The organism is Aeromonas sp. ASNIH2 (assembly GCF_002934795.1).
In the GTDB taxonomy this organism is placed as follows: Bacteria; Pseudomonadota; Gammaproteobacteria; order Enterobacterales; family Aeromonadaceae; genus Aeromonas; species Aeromonas caviae.
In genome coordinates this window covers 4,269,573-4,286,341 of record NZ_CP026406.1, presented here as the reverse complement: position 1 = coordinate 4,286,341, position 16,769 = coordinate 4,269,573, and the positions used below count along the sequence as shown (strand labels likewise).

At 64.9% G+C, this 16,769-nt stretch carries 15 protein-coding genes; 7 read left to right on the top strand and 8 right to left on the bottom strand.

Translation table 11 applies throughout. The features are described from left to right. The first annotated feature begins 63 nt into the window (after positions 1-63). The 3 genes from C3F36_RS20465 to C3F36_RS20455 all read left to right on the top strand — a co-directional run bounded on the left by C3F36_RS20465 (position 64) and on the right by C3F36_RS20455 (position 3,035). Positions 64-774 (top strand): metallophosphoesterase, encoded by a 711-nt coding sequence (locus C3F36_RS20465; protein WP_104455815.1) that lies wholly within the window; start codon positions 64-66, stop codon positions 772-774. 178 nt (positions 775-952) lie between these two features. Next, positions 953-2,380 carry an exodeoxyribonuclease I gene (gene sbcB, locus C3F36_RS20460; protein WP_199769626.1) on the top strand — a complete coding sequence of 476 codons (1,428 nt, stop codon included), beginning with the start codon at positions 953-955 and terminating at the stop codon, positions 2,378-2,380. 148 nt (positions 2,381-2,528) lie between these two features. Next, positions 2,529-3,035 carry a hypothetical protein gene (locus tag C3F36_RS20455; RefSeq protein WP_039038881.1) on the top strand — a complete coding sequence of 169 codons (507 nt, stop codon included), beginning with the start codon at positions 2,529-2,531 and terminating at the stop codon, positions 3,033-3,035. Positions 3,036-3,093: 58 nt separating this feature from the next. Here C3F36_RS20455 and C3F36_RS20450 read toward each other — a convergent pair whose 3' ends face one another. Next, a complete protein-coding gene (locus C3F36_RS20450; RefSeq protein WP_104455813.1) occupies positions 3,094-4,809 on the bottom strand; it encodes a glycoside hydrolase family 36 protein in 1,716 nt (571 codons plus the stop codon). 129 nt (positions 4,810-4,938) lie between these two features. On the opposite strand from C3F36_RS20450, the gene C3F36_RS20445 reads away from it, so the two are divergent. From C3F36_RS20445 to cdd, 3 genes are all read left to right on the top strand, one after another. Next, positions 4,939-5,298, top strand: a complete 360-nt coding sequence (locus C3F36_RS20445; RefSeq protein ID WP_010674461.1) for a CidA/LrgA family protein — start codon at positions 4,939-4,941, stop codon at positions 5,296-5,298. Then, positions 5,295-5,981, top strand: a complete 687-nt coding sequence (locus C3F36_RS20440; RefSeq protein WP_041212945.1) for an LrgB family protein — start codon at positions 5,295-5,297, stop codon at positions 5,979-5,981. The genes C3F36_RS20445 and C3F36_RS20440 overlap by 4 nt, the downstream gene beginning before the upstream one ends. Positions 5,982-6,207: 226 nt before the next feature. Beyond that, a complete protein-coding gene (gene cdd / locus C3F36_RS20435; protein WP_010674459.1) occupies positions 6,208-7,089 on the top strand; it encodes a cytidine deaminase in 882 nt (293 codons plus the stop codon). A gap of 468 nt (positions 7,090-7,557) precedes the next feature. On the opposite strand, the gene C3F36_RS20430 is transcribed toward cdd, so the two are convergent. The 3 genes from C3F36_RS20430 to C3F36_RS20420 form a co-directional block, all read right to left on the bottom strand. Next, positions 7,558-9,222, bottom strand: a complete 1,665-nt coding sequence (locus tag C3F36_RS20430) for an AMP-binding protein (RefSeq protein ID WP_104455812.1) — start codon at positions 9,220-9,222, stop codon at positions 7,558-7,560. Positions 9,223-9,321: 99 nt separating this feature from the next. After that, complete coding sequence (locus C3F36_RS20425; protein ID WP_010674457.1) at positions 9,322-9,600, bottom strand: YfcL family protein; 279 nt, start codon at positions 9,598-9,600, stop codon at positions 9,322-9,324. Positions 9,601-9,707: 107 nt separating this feature from the next. Further along, on the bottom strand, positions 9,708-10,823 hold the full coding sequence (locus C3F36_RS20420; RefSeq protein WP_104455811.1) for an ATP-NAD kinase family protein: 1,116 nt from the start codon (positions 10,821-10,823) through the stop codon (positions 9,708-9,710). A gap of 117 nt (positions 10,824-10,940) precedes the next feature. Between C3F36_RS20420 and C3F36_RS20415 the strand changes: the two genes are divergently transcribed. Next, positions 10,941-11,663 carry a TerC family protein gene (locus tag C3F36_RS20415; RefSeq protein ID WP_010674455.1) on the top strand — a complete coding sequence of 241 codons (723 nt, stop codon included), beginning with the start codon at positions 10,941-10,943 and terminating at the stop codon, positions 11,661-11,663. 86 nt (positions 11,664-11,749) lie between these two features. Here C3F36_RS20415 and aroG read toward each other — a convergent pair whose 3' ends face one another. The 4 genes from aroG to C3F36_RS20395 all read right to left on the bottom strand — a co-directional run bounded on the left by aroG (position 11,750) and on the right by C3F36_RS20395 (position 16,696). Continuing rightward, on the bottom strand, positions 11,750-12,805 hold the full coding sequence (aroG, locus tag C3F36_RS20410; RefSeq protein ID WP_104455810.1) for a 3-deoxy-7-phosphoheptulonate synthase AroG: 1,056 nt from the start codon (positions 12,803-12,805) through the stop codon (positions 11,750-11,752). A 197-nt stretch (positions 12,806-13,002) separates the two neighbouring features. Continuing rightward, positions 13,003-14,283: a 3-phosphoshikimate 1-carboxyvinyltransferase gene (gene aroA / locus C3F36_RS20405; protein WP_049636217.1), complete on the bottom strand. Its 1,281-nt coding sequence runs from the start codon at positions 14,281-14,283 to the stop codon at positions 13,003-13,005. Between the two features lie 170 nt (positions 14,284-14,453). Then, positions 14,454-15,542, bottom strand: a complete 1,089-nt coding sequence (gene serC / locus C3F36_RS20400; protein ID WP_010674452.1) for a 3-phosphoserine/phosphohydroxythreonine transaminase — start codon at positions 15,540-15,542, stop codon at positions 14,454-14,456. 224 nt (positions 15,543-15,766) lie between these two features. Further along, positions 15,767-16,696, bottom strand: coding sequence for an electron transfer flavoprotein subunit alpha/FixB family protein (locus tag C3F36_RS20395; protein ID WP_104455809.1), 930 nt, complete (start codon positions 16,694-16,696; stop codon positions 15,767-15,769). Positions 16,697-16,769 lie beyond the last annotated feature (73 nt).

The following is a 16,769-nucleotide window of genomic DNA, read 5'->3' as shown; positions in this document are numbered from 1 at the left end:
CTTCTGTAACCTTATGTACAGGCAGACAAAACATCCCCGTCCGGGATAGAGGCAGGAGACGCCATGACACCCTCCCCCCTGATAAGACGCTTCCCCCAAAACACCCAGGGGCGCGATCTGGCCGTCGGCGACATCCACGGCCACTTCGCCCTGTTGCAGCAGGCCCTCGACACCCTGGATTTTGATCCCGCCCGGGACCGTCTCTTCAGCGTCGGGGATCTGGCGGATCGCGGGCCCGAGTGCAGCGAGGTGATCCACTGGTTGGCCAGGCCATGGTTTCACCCGGTCTGCGGCAATCACGACGACTACGTCTGCCGTTACGAGAGTTGCGATCGGGAGAACTGGGTCCGAAACGGCGGCGGCTGGTTTCAGCAGCTGACCCCTGCCGAGCAGGCGGCGTTCGCCGTCTTCTACCGCAGCCTGCCCCTGGCCATCGAGGTGGCCACCCCGGCCGGTCCGGTCGGGCTGCTTCACGCCGATTGCCCCTTCTCCTCCTGGCAGGGGCTGCTGGACCAACTCGATGCCGGGGTGAGCGGCGGACGGCTTCGGGCCATCAAGAACGTCTGCCTCTGGTCAAGGCGCCGTATCGAACGGCTGGACGAGAGCGGGGTCGCGGATCTCGCCGCCCTGGTGGTGGGCCACACCCCGGTGAGGGTGCCGGTGCGCCTTGGCAACGTCCACTACATCGACACCGGCGGCTGGTACCCAGACGAAGGCGGCTACTTCACCCTGCTGGACCTCAATACCCTGACTCCTCACTTTCCCCAGCCCTGAGCCGGACCGATGGGATGACCAGGCTCACGGACAACGCCCACTGCCCATTAAAGCGCCAGGCGAACGCCCCGGACTTCGCTCTGCCAGCGCGATGGTTTACCATGCAGGCAATTGCGGTGCATGGCACCCCCACCCAGGCGCCAGGCGCCGCCGTCATCGGATACTCCTTTCGAGCAACATGAGCACATCAGCGCACCCGGCCAGCGGGCCCACGTTCTACTTCCACGACTACGAGACCTTCGGCATCAGTCCGGCCAAAGACAGGCCGGCGCAGTTCGCGGGCATTCGCACCGACGCCGATTTCAACGTCATCGGGGAGCCCCTGGTCATCTATTGCAAGCCGCCGGCGGATTATCTGCCGGAGCCGGAGGCCTGCCTCATCACCGGTATCACGCCGCAGAAGGCGATGAAGGACGGATTGTGCGAGGCGGACTTCATCCGCCAGATCCACGGGGAGTTCGCCACCCCGGGCACCTGCGTGCTCGGCTACAACAGCATCCGCTTCGATGACGAGGTGACCCGCTACACCCTCTATCGCAACTTCTATGACCCCTATGCCTACGCCTGGCAGAACGGCAACTCCCGCTGGGACATCCTCGACATGCTGCGGGCCTGCTACGCCCTGCGCCCGCAGGGGATAGAGTGGGCCCTGGACGACGAGGGCAAGCCGAGCTTCAGGCTGGAGAAGCTGACGGTGGCCAACGGCGTGGCCCACGCCAACGCCCACGATGCGCTCTCGGATGTGCTGGCCACCATCGAGATGGCCAGGCTGGTGAAAAATGCCCAGCCCAAGCTCTTCGAGTACCTCTTTGATCTTCGCAACAAGAACAAGGTGAAGGCCCTCATCGACGTGGTGACCATGAAACCCCTGGTGCACGTCTCCGGCATGTTCTCCCCCTGGCAGGGGTGTGCGAGCTGGGTGTCGCCGCTCGCCTGGCACCCCACCAACCAGAACGCGGTGATCATGGTGGATCTGACCCGTGACCCGACTCCGCTCATCGAGCTCTCCTGCGAGGAGATCCGCGAGCGCCTCTACACCAAAAAAGAGGAGCTGGGGGATCTGGCCGGCATTCCGGTCAAACTGGTGCACATCAACAAGTGCCCGGTACTGGCCCCGGCCGCCACCCTGACGCCGGAGCGGGCGGACGAGCTGGGCATCAATCGGGCTCAGTGCCGCAAGAGCCTGGATCTGCTGCGGGCCCACCCCGAGGTGCGGGAAAAACTGGTGGAGGTGTTCAACCAGGAGTTTGCCGGCAGCACCGACGGCGACCCCGACACCCAGCTCTACGCCGGCTTCTTCGGCCACGGCGACAAGTCCACCATAGACCTGGTGCGCGCCACTCCGGCGGATCTGCTGGGGGAGCGGGAGTTTGCCTTCACGGATCCCCGTCTGCCCGAGATGCTGTTCCGTTACCGCGCCCGCAACTGGCCCCACACCTTGAGCGAAGCGGAGCAGAAGCGCTGGCGCCTGCATTGCAGTGACTACTTCAGCCGCCGCCTGCCGGATTATGTGCCGCGCCTGGAAGCCCTGGCGGAACAGAACCAGGGGAACGAACGGAACTTTGCGATTCTAAAGAGTCTCTATCACTACCTTGAAAATCTGTGAGATGTGAGCCGTTTCACAGTTAAAAACCGATGCGTTTCCCCGGCTCGCGACATAATGGGCAGGGAGCCCAAGCTCCTGATAGTGTGAATATTTAGATGCGCTGACGGCATGGATGCCGTGCTTTCGACTGTTGGGGAACTCTCGTTTTATGCGTTCAGCTCTGCCTGCTTTGACACTCGTCGCCTGTGCCCTGCTGCCCCAGGCCGCCCTCGCTGGCGCCCGGTTCGAGGTGCCGGACTACCTCTTGCGCCTGCCGGAGCAGACCTACCGGCTCATCGAGCGCAATTTCAGCACCCTCTACCAGCAGACTGACTTCACCCCGCAAATCACCAACAGCTATTTCAACCACTCGGATCTCTACCGCTTCGCCGGCATTCCCCTGGCCATCACGCCGCAAAACGGCTTCCAGATGGAGGTGTTCGGCCAGCTCTACAACAAGTCGTCCCAGATCTATGCCCAGATGAGCCAGGATCTCTCCCTCTATCGCACCCTGCGGGTGGACATGATGGGGGATCAGAGCGACGAGATCGCCATCGGCATGGGGCTCGGCATCCCCCTGACAACCCGCCTCACCGTCAAGGCGCTCGCCTCCAGCAACGAGATCCCGGGCTATGGCTCCGCCAATTACGCCATCGGGATGGAGTGGCACTTCTAGAGACCATTTCGCCACGTAAAAAAGGCTCCCGAGGGAGCCTTTTTGCAGTGCAACGCCATCAGGGGTAGCGGATCACCGCCCCCTGCCCCCCTTGCAGCACCAGGGTGCTCCCCAGGGGCGTCTCGTCCCAGAAGTCTGTGCCCCCCGGCGTCAACGGGCACTCGCAGGGGTGCTCCCCCCAGTTGAACAGGCAGAGCAGCTCGCCGCCCCCGGGCAACGCCACCCGCCCGCGCTCGAATGCCATCCCCTCGAAGCGGGCCGCCGGGGTGCGCGCGGCGCACAGGGCGAGCAGCTTGCCAAGGCGCGCCCCTTGCCCCTCGTCCAGATCCTGCAATCTGTCCCCCGCCAGCACCATGCCACCGCTCGCCACCAGGGCGGCCAGGTGAAAGTCGTACTCGGCGCGGCTCCCGTGCTGGCCCGGGATATCCCGCAGGCAGACGCAGTCGGGGTCCAGCACCCAGAGCCGCTCGTGCTGCCAGGCGCGGCAGAAGGCTTCTCGCGCTATCTGGCGAAAACGGGGGCCCTGGCGCTCCACGTCATCGCTCACCCGCATGCCGTGTACCAGGCCGAGGCTCGGCCACAGCGGCGCATTGCAGCCGAGCAGGAAGGCCCCCTCCCCGGCGCCGCGCAGGATGGCGGCCATGCCGCGCCGATAGGCCTCCACCCGGGTGGCGGCGGGGTCGTGGAAGCGACCACCGTGGATGGCCCCCCAGAAGTTGGCATCGAGCTTGAAGTAGTGAATGCCCCACTGGGTACGCAGGGTGCGAAATACCTGCTCCAGGTGCGTCTGCACCTCGGGGTGGGTGCCATCCAGCACGTACCAGGGGGTGCAGCGCCAGCCCCCGTAGGTGACCCGCTCCGAGGGGAGCGGCAGGCCATCCTCCCCTTTCACGAACCAGTCAGGGTGATCCTGGAACACTTGCGAGCCGGGCTCGGCGATAAAGGGGGCGACCCAGAGCGCAGGCTCGCAACCGGCGGCGCGGATCTCCCCTGCCAGGGCCGCCACCCCCTCCTCGAACTTGGCGGAAGGGGTGAGCCAGTCCCCCATCCTGGCCTGATAGCCATCGTCTATCTGCACGTAGCGCAGGGCCGGGAAACGCTCGGCCCGCACCGCCAGGTTCTCGCGAATGTCCGCCGCGCTCACGTTCGCGTAGTAGTGATACCAGGAGCACCAGCCGCTCGGGCGCGTGGGCACCTCCCCCACCAGGGAGCCGTGCTCGGCGGCGATATGCTGCGCCAGCGTCGCGAGCAGGGCCTCCCTGTCCGGCCCCTCCTGGCAGATCAGCGCCTCGCTCTGCCAGTGCGCACCCGGCGCCAGGGTACGCCCTTCGGTGTTCATTACGATCTCGAGGCGCCCGTCGGGATGGAGGCGAAATTCCCCGCCAAAGCGCTGGCAGCTCGCAAAGGCCAGCAGCAGCCAGCCCCCCTCCTGCGCCACCAGCAGCAGGTTGTGCACCGTGTGGTAGCCATGGTCGGCGGTGATGCGATAGACAGACGCATCGGGGCAGCGGCCCAGGTGCTCGGGGGCATTCCAGCGTCCCCCGGTCTGGGCCAGCATCTGGAACCCCTCTCCGTAGATGGCCGCGTCGGGCGCAAGTCCGAGATCCCCCTCAAACAGCCGCCAGTGGTGGACGGCCTCGGACTGCTTCCCGGTGTTGTCAAGCCTCACCCGGCAAAGCGGCCCCTCCCACTGGCGGGTTTGCAGCAGGGTGTCAGGGAGGGCGGGATCGGCGGGCAGTTGGCGCAACCGGGCCAGGAGAGAGGGGGTCGACATGGGAACTCCTTCTTGTGAATGGGGTTGAAGCCGGGCCATTGTATCCCCTGCGGGCCAGTTGACCCTGTTCCCTCCCCCCCGTGCCTGTTAAACTGCGACCTTGCTCACACTTGCCAAGATGAGGCCCCCGTGCTGCTGCAACGCACCCTGCGCTACCTTCGTGATTTTCTGGTCATCATCGCCTGTCTGCTGGCAGGCAAGGCCGTGGCGGCCATCCTGCCCTTCGCCTTCCCCGGCAGCATCATCGGCATGCTGCTGCTGTTCGTGCTGCTCTCTTTGCAGATCGTCCGCTTCTCCTGGGTCGAGCTGGGGGGCGGCCTGCTGCTGCGCCACATGGGGGTGCTGTTCGTGCCGGTGGCGGTGGGCCTGGTGGCCTGGCTCGAGCCCCTGCGCCAATCCTTCGGTCTCATCATGCTCTGCGTCGTGCTCGGCATCGTGCTCATCCTGGGCGCGGTCGGCCACCTCTATCAAAGGATGAACAAGCCATGATCCTCTGGTTCGCCCTGCCCCTCACCCTGGCCCTCTATTTCATGACCCGGGCCCTCTACCGCCGCCTGCCCTGGCCCGTCATCAATCCGGTGCTGATCCCCACCGCCGTCATCATCGGCCTGCTGCTCTGGCTCGATCTGCCTCTGGATCAGTACCAGCAGGGGGCCTCGCCCCTGACCGCCCTGCTGGAACCCGCCGTGGTGGCCCTGGCCCTGCCGCTTTACCAGCAGGCACGCCAGATCCGCGACAAGCTCACACCCATCCTGGCCTGTACCCTCACCGCGGTGCTCATCTCGGTCTGCACCACCCTGGGAGTCGGCCACCTGATGGGGGCGGATCCGGCGCTGCTCGCCTCCATCGCCACCAAGTCCATCACCACGCCGCTCGCCATGAGCGTCAGCCAGTCCCTCGGCGGCATTCCCGCCATCGCCGCCGCCGTGGTGGTGGTGGTGGGGATCCTGGGGGCCCTGGCGGGCTATCCCCTGCTCAAGCTGATGCGGGTCACCGACCCCGAGGCCCAGGGGCTCGCCATGGGAGCCTGCGCCCACGCCATCGGAACCGCCGCCTCCGCCGAGCAGGGGGTGACCCAGGGCGCCTTCTCGTCGCTGGCCATGGTGGTGTGCGGCGTGCTGACCGCGGCCATCGCCCCCCTGCTGTTCGCCCTCTACCACTGGCTGACCTGATCCCCGTTGCCATGGCCGCCCCTGCGGCCATGGCCTCTGTACCCTTTCACCGTTTCCATCCGATACCCTCACCTCCCTGATGCCGGGAGCTGGCGCACAGATTGCGAAAGACAAACGTTTCCTTTACCATCCCCGCCCCTTTGCCCATCAAGGCGTGAGCGCGCTCACACAATTCGCCGCGCTTGCTCCCTACAATGGCCCCCCAATTGGCCTTTGAGGACACAGTATGCATCCCCGCTTTGCCAAGCCATTCGAGACCCTTTCCGCCCCGCTCCAGGCTGCCCTGCTGCCCATGCTGGGGGACGATTTCCAGGCCCGTTTCACCCCGGACCAGGTCGCGACCCTGAAAGCCGCCACCGGGCTGGATGACAGGGCCCTGCGTCTGGCCTTGCTGCCGCTGGCGGCCGCCTGCTCGGTGGCCCCCATCTCCAGGTTCTTCGTCGGCGCCATCGCCTGCGGCCTGAGCGGCACCTGGTACTTTGGCGCCAACATGGAGTTCGCGGGCCAGGGGCTGTTCCACTCGGTCCACGCCGAGCAGTCCGCCATCTCCAACGCCTGGCTGGGTGGCGAGACCGGGATCTCCGAGATCACCGTGAACTACACCCCCTGCGGCCACTGCCGCCAGTTCATGAACGAGCTGAGCACCGCCAAGACCCTGAAGGTCTCCCTGCCGGACGATCTCAGCGAGCTGCAATCCTTCCTGCCCCACTCCTTCGGCCCCGCCGATCTCGAGATCACCGATGCCCTGATGAGCCCCCAGGCCCATGATGAGCTGGTGCTCGAGAGCGACGACCCCCTGTGGCAGGCTGCGCTCGCCGCCGCCCGCCAGAGCTATGCCCCCTACAGCCAGGGCTATGCCGCGGTGGCGCTGCAGTTCGAGGACGGGCGCATCTTCTGCGGCCGCTATGCCGAGAACGCCGCCTTCAACCCGAGCCTGCCGCCGATGCAGATGGCCTGCGCCCACGCTGTGCTGGGTGGCGAGGATCTCGCCACCGTGCGCCGCGCCGTGCTGCTGGAGAGCAAGGATGGCCAGATCAGCCAGCGGGATTCGGCCCAGTCCACCCTGAAGGCCCTGGGCTCGGTCGAGCTTGAGTACAAAGCCGTCTGACCCCGGCATCCGCCAACGGGAAGGGGAGCTGCGGCTCCCCTTCTTGCTCTCTGCGGCTCTCATCCTGCCCCTCACCCCCTTTCTCTGCGCCTCTGGCGCCGTGCATCAGATGCCCCCCTGCCCCATGTGAGGGCGCTCTCCCTCCGATGACCTTATTGGCAGACCTCCTCTGCGGCAGCGGGAAGCCCAGGTTAAGGGGCCAATGCCCCACCCCGCCCCTTGCGGCCCCCGTGTGTGACCTCAAGATGCATTTGCCCAGCCACTGGGATCACCCCTCTCCATGGATTTTGCAAATACCTTTCCCTGCCGTTCCCTCGACGCGGGGCGGTATGACGGCGGCGGGAAACGTCGGGGAAGGGGTCAATGCCCCAGCCCCCTGTCGGCTGCTTCCCCCCTGAAATACAGCGGGGGAGCCACTGGCTCCCCCGACTGTCATTGATGTGGCCGATATGGCGGCACCGACCCCTGTCAGGACTCCCACAGGATGCGCTGACTGCCGGACCAGCGCTCGCCGATGTCCGCGTACTTCTGCTCCAGCAGGTGGCGGCGGATCTTCATGGTGGGGGTCAGCACCCCGTTCTCGATGTTCCAGGGGGTCTTGACCACCAGGATGCCGCGCAGGCGAGCATGGGATTCCAGCTTGTCGTTGACCCGGTTGAGGGCGGCCTCCAGCTGGGCTTCCACCCCGGCCTTGTCCCCCTTCATGGCGCTCTCGGCGAGCTGCACCAGGGCGACCGGCTGCGGCATGCCGTAGCCGATGACGCAGAGCTGCTCGATGATGGGCTCCTGCCCGAGCATCCCCTCGATGGGCACCGGGGCCACGTACTTGCCCTTGGCAGTCTTGAAGACGTCCTTCATGCGGCCGGTGATGGTGAGGTAACCCTCCCGGTCCAGCTTACCCATGTCACCGGTGTGCAGCCAGCCGTCGGCGTCGATGGCCTCTGCACTGTGCTCGGGATCCTTGTAGTAGCCCACCATCATGCCGTCGCAGCGACAGAGGATCTCCCCCTCGTCGGAGATCTTGATGGTCACCCCGGGCCCGGCCTTGCCGACGGTGCCTATCTTGTCCGCCCGGAACGGGTAGTTGAGGGTGGAGTAGGCGTGGTTCTCGGTCATGCCCCATGCCTCGGTGATCTCGAGGCCGATGCTGTGGTACCACTCCAGCAGCGCCGGGGCCACCGGCGCCGAGCCGCAGCCCAGCACCCGCGCCTGATCCAGCCCCAGCCCCTTTTGCAGCTTGCTCTTGATGAGGCTGGAGACGAGGGGGATCTTGAGCAGCAGCGCCAGCTTTTTCTGGGGCAGCTTCTCGTGGATCTTGATGCGGAACATGGCCCAGAGCCGCGGCACCGAGATGAAGACGGTGGGACGGCAGCGCTTGACGTCCTCGATGAAGGTGTCGAGGGACTCGGGGAAGGCGATGGTGGCACCGCTGAACAGGCTGCCGCCGTAGATGTAGACCCGCTCGGTGATGTGGGCAAGGGGCAGGTAGGAGAAGCCGCGATCCTCGGCGGTGAGGGAGACCGCCTCCACCAGCTTCTCGCAGGACCAGGCGTAGCGCTCCACGCTCAGCATGGCCCCCTTGGGCTTGCCGGTGCTGCCGGAGGTGTAGACCAGGCTCAGCAGGGCATCCGGCGCCTGCACCGGGCTGTCCGGGATGGGGTCGTATTGCGCCAGCAGATCGTCCCACTGGTGGGCGGCCGGCATGGTGTCGTAAGGCAGGGCGATACGCAGCAGATCCCCGGGCACCCCCGCCTCCTGGCTCTTCCAGTCGTCCAGCTTGCCGACGAAGATCGCCCTGGTTTCGCTGTGGCGCAGCACGTATTCGATGGTGTCGACGTTGGCGGTGGGGTAGATGGGCACGCTCACGTATCCCCCCATCTGCATCGCCAGATCGGCGATGAACCACTGGGCGCAGTTCTTGGAGAGCAGGGCCACCTTGTCACCGGGCACCAGGCCCAGGGCGCGCAGTGCCGTCACCATGCGCCGCGCCTCGTCGGCAACCTCACCCCAGGTGAAGTCGACGTATTCGCGGTGGATGGTCTGACGCAGGTAGATTCGGTCGGGACACTGCCGCTCCCAGTGATAGAGCATCTCGAGCGGCAGTCTGGTGGCAATGCGTGAGGTGGAGGCCATGGTTTAATCCCTGAAACAAAAGGCGAGCCTCATTATTAACCTTTTGATAACACTCAGGGAAGCAGATTACTTAAACTTGTGTTTGAACTGCGAATGGGATCAAGCTTCCGCCTGGGCCTGCAGACGCTTCCACATCTCCTGCACCAGCACCTCGTCCTGCTCGGAGAGCTCACCCTGCAAGATGGCCTCGTTCAGGCTGCGCAGCACATAGCTCTTGACGTCCCGCACCAGGGTCTTGCCCTCCAGCTCGGCGCGCGCCACCGCAAGGGAGATGTGCCCTCGCAGATAGCCACCCGCAAACAGCTCGTCTTCGCTGGCCGTGGCGACCATGGCGTCGATCAGTCCCAACAACTTGTGTTCAAAATCGTGAATCGTCATTTAACGCAGCCTCATTTCCGGGGTTGCCGGCAAAAAATTCGGGGAGTGGAACCGCGATCCGGTTGATCGCGGCTCTCTGGCGCCAGGCCAGCCGCATCCTTGATGTCCTATTCCGGGTTGGCCACCGGGTAGATGACCTGATCCTTGTATCCCGTGGTTATGCGCAGATAACCACTCAACGACCGGTTCAGTGCCGGATCGTCGGTGTCCACCAGCAGCGGACGGCCTTCTAGCGCCGCCAGCTTGGCTTTGGTGGCGAGCACCTGGATATGCTCGCGCCCGACGGCCCGGATCACGTCTGGACTCAATTGCTGATTTCCGCGCCCGAACAGATGTCCCTGACCGCCGATCAGGGTGATGATCAGACGGCAGCGACGGCCGCGGATCCGGGTCAGGATCTCGGCGGCGCTGAGATCCTGCCCGATAAGTTGGCCATTTTCCACCAGATCCACACCGAGCAAGGTATTTTCCAGACCCAGCTCACCCATGCAGGCGGCCACCGTGCTCCCCGACCCCATCAGGTAGAGGGTATCGGGCTCCATCTGCTCCACCACACCGGCGGCAAGATCGGCGAGCACCAGCTCCTCGGACTCCCGCCCCCCCTGCTTGACCGCCTGCACGTAGCGCAGATCCCCGGGCACCAGCAGCTGCCCGTAGTGGCGGGCGCGCACCTTGCCGGCGCGAAACGCCTCCTCGTCGATGTCCATCACCTCCGCATCCACCAGGCTCAGGAGCTCCCCTGCGATCATTCTGGCCGCCACCCGGCCGCTTGCCGCCGGCGTCACCCCGTAGACCCCGGAGTGGATTTTGCACCCCGCCGGGATGCCGAGCACATGGCAGGACTCCCCCACCGCCGCGCAGATGTCACGGGCGGTGCCATCGCCACCGGCGAAGAGCAGCAGATCCACCCCGGCATCGCGCAGGGCCAGGGCGGCGGCCCGGGTATCCTCGGCGCTCGTCTGCGCCCCGGCAGGCCGATGGACGATGCGATGGGGCAGCCCGAGCTCTGCGGCGAGGTCGGCCCCCATCTCTTCGGCCACCGTCAGCAGCTCGAATGACGTGGTCAGCTCGCACAGGGGCAACAGGGCCTGGCGGGCCCGCTCCCGGGCCTTGGGGACGGCCCCGCGCGCCAGCGCCTCGGCGACCATACCGTCACTGCCCTTGAGACCGACGTCCCCGCCGATGCCGGCGACGGGGTTGATGATGAGCCCTAATCGAAACATGTTTCCCTCCTGTTGGATCGCCGCCATTTTTATCTTTTCCCGCCACTGGGACAAGCCATGACCCCCTGCTAAAATGCGCGACTTCTACCTCAATCACTGTTCAACCAAGGTTCAATCATGCTGGAATGGATTGCTGACCCCTCCGCCTGGGTCGCGCTCGCCACCCTGACCCTGCTCGAGATCGTGCTCGGCATCGACAACATCATTTTCATCTCCATCCTGGTGGGTCGCCTGCCGGAAGCCCAGCGCCAGAAAGCGCGCATCCTGGGGCTGGGGCTCGCCATGGGCACCCGCATCCTGCTGCTGCTCTCCCTGGCCTGGGTGATGCGCCTCACCGAGCCCCTCTTCACCGTGCTGGGGGAAGCCATCTCGGGACGGGATCTCATCCTGCTGGTGGGGGGTCTGTTCCTCATCGCCAAGAGCACCCACGAGATCCACCAGAGCCTGGAAGGGGCCGCCGAAGAGGCGGGTGTGGTGAGCAAGACCGCGGGCTTCCTGTCCACTCTGGTGCAGATCGCCATCCTCGACATCATCTTCAGCCTGGACTCCGTCATCACCGCCGTGGGCATGGCGGATCATGTCCCTGTCATGGTGCTGGCCATCATCATCGCCGTCGGCGTCATGATGTTTGCCGCCAAGGCCATCGGCGACTTCGTCGATACCCACCCCACCATCAAGATGCTGGCCCTCTCCTTCCTTATCCTGGTCGGGGTGGCGCTGATGGCCGAAGGGCTGGATCTGCACATTCCCAAGGGTTACATCTACTTCGCCATGGCCTTCTCGCTGGTGGTGGAGATGATCAACATCCGCCTGCGCGGCCACCAGGAGCGGGCCAAGTAAACCGCGACCTGCCGAGAGATGGCCAAACAAAAAGCGCGACCCAGGGTCGCGCTTTTTTATTGCCCCGCCAACGGGGCGCCTTGAGCTCAGAGGGCGTTGCGAGCGGCCACGGCGTCCGCCAGGTTGCGCAGCAGCACCTCGGTATCGGCCCAGCCGATGCAGGCGTCGGTGATGCTCTGGCCGAAGGTGAGCTCGCACCCGTCCACCAGATCCTGACGCCCTTCCACCAGGTGACTCTCCACCATGACGCCGAACACCGCCTTGCTGCCGGCACGCAGCTGACCGGCCACGTCCTCGGCCACCAGCATCTGGTTCTTGAACTGCTTGCTGCTGTTGGCGTGGCTGAAGTCGATCATCACTTTCTGGGGCAGACCGGCCTTGTCCAGACCACTCACCACCTCATCCACGTGACGGGCGCTGTAGTTGGGCTCGCGGCCACCGCGCAGGATGATGTGACAGTCCGGGTTGCCAGCGGTCGAGACGATGGCGGAGTGGCCGTACTTGGTCACCGACAGGAAGTGATGCGGGGCGCTGGCGGCGCCGATGGCGTCGATGCCCACCTTGATGGTGCCGTCGGTGCCGTTCTTGAAGCCCACCGGGCAGGAGAGACCGGAGGCCAGCTCGCGGTGTACCTGGGATTCGGTGGTACGGGCGCCGATGGCACCCCAGCTCATCAGATCCGCCACGTATTGCGGGGTGATCATGTCGAGGAACTCGGAGGCGGTCGGCAGCCCCATGTCGTTGAGATCCAGCAAGAGCTTGCGACCCAGGCGCAGGCCGTCATTGATCTGGCAGCTGTTGTCGAGGTAGGGGTCATTGATCAGCCCCTTCCAGCCCACTGTGGTACGGGGTTTTTCGAAGTAGACCCGCATCACGATCTCCAGCTGATCTTTCAGCTCGTCGCGCAGCACCTTGAGGCGCTTGCCGTATTCCAGGGCGGCGACCGGATCGTGGATGGAGCAGGGGCCGATCACCACCAGCAGGCGATCATCGTCGCCGGCCAGGATGTTGTGGATGGCCTGACGGGATTCAAACACGGTGGCCGAGGCGGTGTCGGTCGCCGGAAACTTCTCAAGCACCGCAACCGGGGGCAATAACTCTTTGATTTCACTGATACGAACGTCGTCGGTTTGATGCTGCATGACCAAGTTTCCTGCTAGATGACTGCGATAAAGAGATCTCAATCTAGCCCTGTGCCGGGTCGGTGTAAATAGAAAATTACATTCTTCGGCAAGGAATTTTATTATCGCACCTTGCAAGTTTGCATAATGCTGCTAGGAGGCATGAAAAAAGCGGGGGGCAGAGATGAAAAGGCCCGCACGAAGCGGGCCGAAAGGGCTCAGGCCTGACTGACGCTGGCCAGCTTGTCGAAGTAGTCCGGGAAGGTCTTGGAGGTGCAACCCGGATCATTGATGGTGACCGGCGTATCGGAGAGCGCCACCAGGGAGAAGCACATGGCGATGCGGTGATCGTTGTAGGTGTCGATGGCCGCGTGTTTGAGCTGTGCGGGCGGGATCACGGTGATGAAGTCGTGCCCCTCCTCCACTTCCACGCCCAGCTTGCGCAGCTCGGTCGCCATGGCGTGCAGGCGGTCGGTCTCCTTCACCCGCCAGTTGTAGATGTTGCGGATGGTGGTGGTGCCCTCGGCAAACAGCGCCGTGGTGGCGATGGTCATGGCCGCATCCGGGATGTGGTTCATGTCCATGTCGATGCCGTGCAACGGCCCCTGCTCGGCCTCGATGAAGTCATCACCCCAGGTGATGCGTGCCCCCATCTTCTCCAGTACGTCGGCGAAGTGGATGTCCCCCTGGATGCTGTGCTTGCCGATGCCGGTAACCCGCACCTTGCCCTTGATGGCACCCGCCGCGAGGAAGTAGGAGGCGCTGGAGGCATCCCCTTCCACCAGGAAGTCGCCCGGGCTGACATAGGTCTGGTTGCCCTTGATGTAGAACACCTTGTAGTCGTCGTGCTCGATGACCACCCCGAACTGCTTCATGATGTGCAGGGTGATGTCGATGTAGGGCTTGGAGACCAGCTCCCCCTTGATGTGGATGCGGGTGTCGCCGGCCGCCATGGGGGCCGCCATCAAAAACGCCGTCAGGAACTGGCTGGAGACGGAGCCGTCGATGTGGACATCGCCACCCCAGAGCCCCTTGGCATCCACCACCAGGGGCGGATAGCCATCTTTCTTCAGGTACTGGATGTGGGCACCCGCTTCGCGCAGGGCATCCACCAGGTGGCCGATGGGGCGCTCTTCCATGCGCGGCTCGCCGCCCAGGGTGTACTCGCCGGAGCCCAGGCACAGGGCGGCGCACAGGGGGCGCATGGCAGTACCGGCATTGCCGAGGAACAGGTTGACCGGCGCCGAGACCGCGAAGCTGCGACCCAGACCATGCACAGTGCACTCGGTCTTGTCGGCGGAGAGCTTGTACTTGACGCCAAGCTGGGTCAGCGCCGCCAGCATGTGGCGGATGTCATCGCTGTCGAGCAGGTTGGTCAGCCGGGTGGTGCCCCGGGCCAGGGCCGCCAGCAGCAGGGCCCGGTTAGAGACACTCTTGGAGCCGGGCAGATTGACCACCCCGGCCACGCTAGAAATGGGTTCCAAACGCAACGAATTCATAGACTTCCTGTTCGATCTCAATTAAATCACCTGACCGGACGTTAACAGCCCGCGTCCCCCGCGGCAAGTTCGACAGTGGCACGACCGCGGGAGAGGGCGGCCTGGGTCAGGATGGGTCTGAAAAACAGACGCCGGGGAGTCCCCGGCGTCTGGCAATGGGGAGACACGCCTCAACCGTGGCGTTTGGCAAAGTCATCCATAAAGCTGACCAGGGCCTTGACCCCTTCCAGGGGCATGGCGTTGTAGAGGCTGGCGCGCATGCCACCGACGATGCGATGTCCCTTGAGAGCCAGCAGACCGGCCGCTTCCGACTCCGCCAGGAACAGCTTGTCCAGGGCCTCGTTTTTCAGCTGGAAGGGCACGTTCATGCGGGAGCGGCAGGCCACATCCACCTTGTTGCCATAGAAGCTCGACTGATCGAGGTAGCCGTAGAGGAAGTCGGCCTTCTCCTTGTTGCGTGCTTCCATCGCCGCCAGGCCACCCTGCTCCTTGAGCCACTCGAACACCAGACCGGCCAGGTACCAGGCGTAGGTGGGGGGCGTGTTGAACATGGAGTCGTTCTTGGCGGTGAGCTGGTAGTCGAAGATGGACGGCACATCGGCGCGGGCCTGGTTCAGCAGGTCATCGCGCACGATGGCGATGGCCAGACCAGAGGGGCCTATGTTCTTCTGGGCACCGGCGTAGAGGATGCCGAAGCGGCTCACGTCGAGGGGACGGGAGAGGATGGTGGAGGAGAGATCCGCCACCAGGGGCACATCGCCGGTGGCCGGGATGTCGAACATCTCGATGCCATCGATGGTTTCGTTCGGGCAGTAGTGCACATAGGCGGCATCCGCGCGAAACGCCGGCGTCGGCAGCAGGTGGGAGACCCCCTGCTCGTTCTTGGCTACCCCCTGGAAGGTCTGGATGTCACCGTATTTCTGGGCTTCATCCACGGCGCTCTGGGCCCAGACGCCGGTCACCAGGTAATCCGCCTTCTTGTTGGCGCCACCCAGCAGGTTCATGGGCACGGCGGAGAACTGGCCGCGGCCACCGCCGTGCATGAAGAGCACCTTGTAGTTGTCCGGCACCGCCAGCAGGTCGCGCAGGTCCGCTTCGGCCTTCTCGGCGACCGCCATATAGGGCTTGCCGCGATGGGAAAGCTCCATGACCGAGGCTCCCAGCCCCTGGAAATTACAAAATTCGCGCTGGGCGCGCTCCATGACTTCAACCGGCAACATGGCGGGGCCGGCGCAGAAGTTGTAAATCTGTTTGCTCATGACGCTTTCCGTGAATGGATGTGTGTGATCGGTGACTCGAACGTTTTTACACGACAGCCCCCCGTGGGGGCAAAGGCTTTTTGGGATCCAGCGCAACCTTTTGCCCCGGCGCCACCGGGCACCCATCAGACAAAAGCCCTGAACGGGCCAGGGCTTGCAGAGAATATGCATGGAAACGGGGGCGAGACAGCACGGACGGCTTTTTTCGCCCCTTTGTGGCAAATTTACAGCTTGGCGGTGAGCTCCGGCAGCAGGGTGAAGAGATCCCCCACCAGACCGTAGTCCGCCACCTGGAAGATGGGGGCCTCGGCGTCCTTGTTGATGGCGACGATCACCTTGGACTCCTTCATCCCCGCCAGATGCTGGATGGCGCCCGAGATGCCCACCGCGATGTAGAGCTCGGGGGCCACCACCTTGCCGGTCTGCCCCACCTGCAGGTCGTTGGAAACATAACCGGCATCCACGGCGGCCCGCGATGCCCCGACGGCAGCCCCCAACTTGTCCGCCAGAGCGTCGATGAGGGCAAAGTGCTCTTTCGAGCCGAGTGCCCGCCCGCCGGAGACCACCACCCGGGCCGCCCCGAGCTCGGGTCTGGCGGAGCGCATCGCACGCCGCTCGATGAGCCGGGTACGGCAGCGCACCTCGGCCACCGGCAGCGATTCCATCACGGCACGCTCCTCCCCGGACCCGGCCTTGGCGAACGCGGTGGGCCGCACGGTGAGCACCTTGACGGGGGCGCTGCTCGCCACCCGGGCGATGGCGTTGCCCGCATAGATGGGACGCAGGAAAGTGTCGGGCCCCTCGATGCCGGTCACCTCGGCGATCATCTCCACCCCGAGCCTGGCCGCCACTCGCGGCAGCAGATCCTTGCCCTGGCTGCTGGCAGCCATCAGGCAGTGCTGGTAGTCCCTGGTCACCTCGGCGAGCAGTCTGTCGACCCCGTCGTTGAGCCCCTCCGCCAGCATGGGATGTTCCGCCAGCAGCACCCGGTTTACCCCCGTGAGGGCGGCGGCCTGCTCCCCCGCCTCCGTCAGCCCCTGCCCCAGCAGCAAGAGATGCACCTCGCCCCCCAGGCGCCTCGCCGCCGTGACCAGCTGGGCCAGGTTGTCGGCGATCCGCCCCTGATGATGTTCCGCAATCACAAGTACGCTCATGGCAGCACCTTCATGTCATCCATTGATCTCTTGCTCCCCGGGGCCGTTGCCCCATGCATGGCGCTCACGCCTG

What these genes read in the sequence shown, in the direction of transcription:
- cdd (WP_010674459.1), top strand. Translation starts at nt 6,208, where the DNA reads ATGCATCCCCGCTTTGCCAAGCCATTCGAGACCCTTTCCGCCCCGCTC.
- C3F36_RS20415 (WP_010674455.1), top strand. Translation starts at nt 10,941, where the DNA reads ATGCTGGAATGGATTGCTGACCCCTCCGCCTGGGTCGCGCTCGCCACC.
- C3F36_RS20395 (WP_104455809.1), bottom strand. Translation starts at nt 16,696, where the DNA reads ATGAGCGTACTTGTGATTGCGGAACATCATCAGGGGCGGATCGCCGAC.
- C3F36_RS20455 (WP_039038881.1), top strand. Translation starts at nt 2,529, where the DNA reads ATGCGTTCAGCTCTGCCTGCTTTGACACTCGTCGCCTGTGCCCTGCTG.
- aroG (WP_104455810.1), bottom strand. Translation starts at nt 12,805, where the DNA reads ATGCAGCATCAAACCGACGACGTTCGTATCAGTGAAATCAAAGAGTTA.
- C3F36_RS20425 (WP_010674457.1), bottom strand. Translation starts at nt 9,600, where the DNA reads ATGACGATTCACGATTTTGAACACAAGTTGTTGGGACTGATCGACGCC.
- sbcB (WP_199769626.1), top strand. Translation starts at nt 953, where the DNA reads ATGAGCACATCAGCGCACCCGGCCAGCGGGCCCACGTTCTACTTCCAC.
- C3F36_RS20465 (WP_104455815.1), top strand. Translation starts at nt 64, where the DNA reads ATGACACCCTCCCCCCTGATAAGACGCTTCCCCCAAAACACCCAGGGG.
- serC (WP_010674452.1), bottom strand. Translation starts at nt 15,542, where the DNA reads ATGAGCAAACAGATTTACAACTTCTGCGCCGGCCCCGCCATGTTGCCG.
- C3F36_RS20420 (WP_104455811.1), bottom strand. Translation starts at nt 10,823, where the DNA reads ATGTTTCGATTAGGGCTCATCATCAACCCCGTCGCCGGCATCGGCGGG.
- C3F36_RS20430 (WP_104455812.1), bottom strand. Translation starts at nt 9,222, where the DNA reads ATGGCCTCCACCTCACGCATTGCCACCAGACTGCCGCTCGAGATGCTC.
- C3F36_RS20450 (WP_104455813.1), bottom strand. Translation starts at nt 4,809, where the DNA reads ATGTCGACCCCCTCTCTCCTGGCCCGGTTGCGCCAACTGCCCGCCGAT.
- C3F36_RS20440 (WP_041212945.1), top strand. Translation starts at nt 5,295, where the DNA reads ATGATCCTCTGGTTCGCCCTGCCCCTCACCCTGGCCCTCTATTTCATG.
- aroA (WP_049636217.1), bottom strand. Translation starts at nt 14,283, where the DNA reads ATGAATTCGTTGCGTTTGGAACCCATTTCTAGCGTGGCCGGGGTGGTC.